The sequence below is a fragment of the Siminovitchia jepli genome (assembly GCF_047228825.1).
Classification (GTDB): Bacteria; Bacillota; Bacilli; order Bacillales; family Bacillaceae_C; genus Siminovitchia.
This window is the reverse complement of record NZ_JBFEGN010000174.1, coordinates 1-2528: the sequence shown is the minus strand read 5'-3', so window position 1 is coordinate 2528 and position 2528 is coordinate 1. Positions and strand designations below refer to the sequence as shown.

Genomic DNA, 2528 nt, shown 5'->3' with positions numbered 1-2528 from the left:
AAAGTAGGAGGGGAATCAAACAGTTGGGTCAAGAGATCCTTTGACCCATCTAACTCGGCGAATGCCGAGAGTCTATCATATAAAAAGGAGGGACTCTATATTTGATCGAAAGTATTGAAGCATTAATGCCTTCTTCATCAATAGACACATCAATAGCTTTGCTAATTATTTCTATTTGCGCATTAGTTGATATATTAAGTCCTGGTGTACTTGCTGTAACTGCCTATTTATTATTGACACAGCCTAATCAATTATCTTCTCGCTTGCTTGTTTTTTTGTTTATTACGCAGTTTGGCTACTTCATCATGGGCTTATTACTATACTTTGGTGGAGATTCACTATTGAAAGGAATTGGAAAATTATCTGAATTTGACTTTATCAATTGGTTTTATATCCTTTTTGGAGCAGCTATTGTTCTAATTAGCTTCAGTAAACCAAATGATACTACAAAAAAACGTTTAATTTCATTTATGCCCCAAAAAACAACGATGAAAGGGATGATCATATTAGGTATCATTGTTTTTCTAATTGAATTTGTAACTGCGTTGCCTTACTTTTATTCAATTTTGTTAATGAATCACCTAACAATTGAGCCTTCCTCTTCTATCTTTATTATAATTGGCTACAATCTTGTAATGGTGCTTCCTTCTCTTCTTTTGTTAGGGGTTAATATTATGTTTAAAGAGAGACTGCAACAATTTCTAAATAAAATTAGATCAAAATTAAATGAAGCACCGATTTCCTCACTCTTGGTAGCGATAGGAGTAGTAGGTGCGGTTTTTTTCAACATCGGTATTAGAGGCATATTAAATTAAAAAATTATTAATGAGGTGTTCATCATGAAAGAAATTATCAGTGGACTTGGTCTACTTTTCGTTATACAGGGAGTAGGCGGATTAATCAATCATTTGACTAATGGTGGAAAAAGTTGGTTTTTGGTAAATTATATTGATGCGTTTCAGGGATTTGAAATTGTTATGGACATTATATTTATTGTAGTTGGCGGGATCATAGGTTTAGCCTCTTGGAAAATAGGCGGATCAACTAAAAGTGAAAATTAGAATATAGAGCAAATAGGACGGATTATACATAGCCGTCCAGCTTGGCGGATGCTCCGTTGAGATATATTTTTAAATATTAATAGGGGGAACATAAGAATTATTATGAATTCAAGACATATAGGGAGCTCGTCTCTCCAAAGGGAAGGTCGGTTATACTTTATTGATAACCTAAGGGCAGCTCTTACAATGTTAGTAGTGCTACATCATTTAGTGTATTTTTCCATCTATAACGAGGTATTATCACAAGGGTCTATTGGGGTTGTTATGGGCCTTCTATTCCTTGCTTTTAATCAGACTTTTTTCATGGGGACGTTTTTTCTTATTTCCGGATATTTTGTTCCATCATCTTTTGAACGTAATGGAGCGACCCGATTTATCAAAGATAGATTCATCCGGTTCCTAGTCCCGTTTATCTTCTACGTTCTCATTCTTAGCCAAGTTCAATCAATTGAAGTCTATATGCTTAACCAGGAGCCATTTACATGGCAAACCTATTTTTCACATTTAACCTATGGCCCGATGTGGTACGTCGAGCTACTTTTCGTATTCGTTTGTTTATACGCAGTCTGGGCGAAGTTTATGAGTAAAAATAAGCTATCAGTAGTTCGTCAGAGTACGCCACCCACCTATAGGATGTTTACAGTCTTTGTCATGATATTAGCGGTAGGATACTTCATCATAAGACTGTGGGTCCCTGCTCTTGATTTACCCGGTGGATCTCCCGGGGTTCAATCATTCGTTGGACTTTTTACAGCAAGCGGCTATGATCTCCCACAATATGTCGGGCTATTCATTTTGGGCATCATCGCTTACCAACGCAATTGGTTTCGAAATATTCCTGATTCTATGGGTAGGGCGGGTTTTGGAATTGCAATTGGAGCATCGATTCTTCTCCTTCCCTTAGTCTTGATATTTGGATTAGACGGATTACAGTTTTCTGGAGGCTGGAACTGGACATCTTTGGTTTATTCTCTTTGGGAAGCTCTATTTTGTGTTGGCATCATTCTCGGATTAATCATATTCTTTCGCAAAAGAGTTTTTCATCAAGGAAAAGGTTGGAGCTTCTTGTCAGCCCATTCCTTCGTGATTTATATCATTCATATACCGATTATCGCTATTGTTATGGCTGGATTGAAGGTCATCCACTTTCCACCATCCTTCATATTTCTAGCTACGATTCTGATCACGATACCACTTTGCTTCTTGTTAGGTTATATAATTAGGCAGATTCCTTTGTGTCAAAGATTCTTTAGGGATGGTGAGTTTTAAAGAAAAAAAGAGAATACGACGATAACCATATCTGCCCTTATGCTTCTCAAAAATAGAACTAATGAGCCTTTTCTACTTTGGATTTTTATCTGAGTGCGTAAAAGTATTAATTTTATAATAATGGTTCAATAACAAAGTCTGGGTAAAATAATGTTCAAAATTCGACATAAAAAAGGAAAAATCCAAATCATCGTCGTA

The 2528-nt window shown here is 36.1% G+C and carries 3 protein-coding genes; all 3 read left to right on the top strand.

Features of this window, described 5'->3' with window-relative positions; all coding sequences use genetic code 11:
• The first annotated feature begins 101 nt into the window (after positions 1-101).
• Positions 102-815, top strand: coding sequence for a GAP family protein (locus AB1L08_RS22090; RefSeq protein ID WP_155555141.1), 714 nt, complete (start codon positions 102-104; stop codon positions 813-815).
• Between the two features lie 24 nt (positions 816-839).
• Complete coding sequence (locus AB1L08_RS22085) at positions 840-1061, top strand: hypothetical protein (protein WP_018705612.1); 222 nt, start codon at positions 840-842, stop codon at positions 1059-1061.
• Between the two features lie 102 nt (positions 1062-1163).
• Positions 1164-2330 (top strand): acyltransferase family protein, encoded by a 1167-nt coding sequence (locus AB1L08_RS22080; RefSeq protein ID WP_413066735.1) that lies wholly within the window; start codon positions 1164-1166, stop codon positions 2328-2330.
• Positions 2331-2528: the final 198 nt, after the last annotated feature.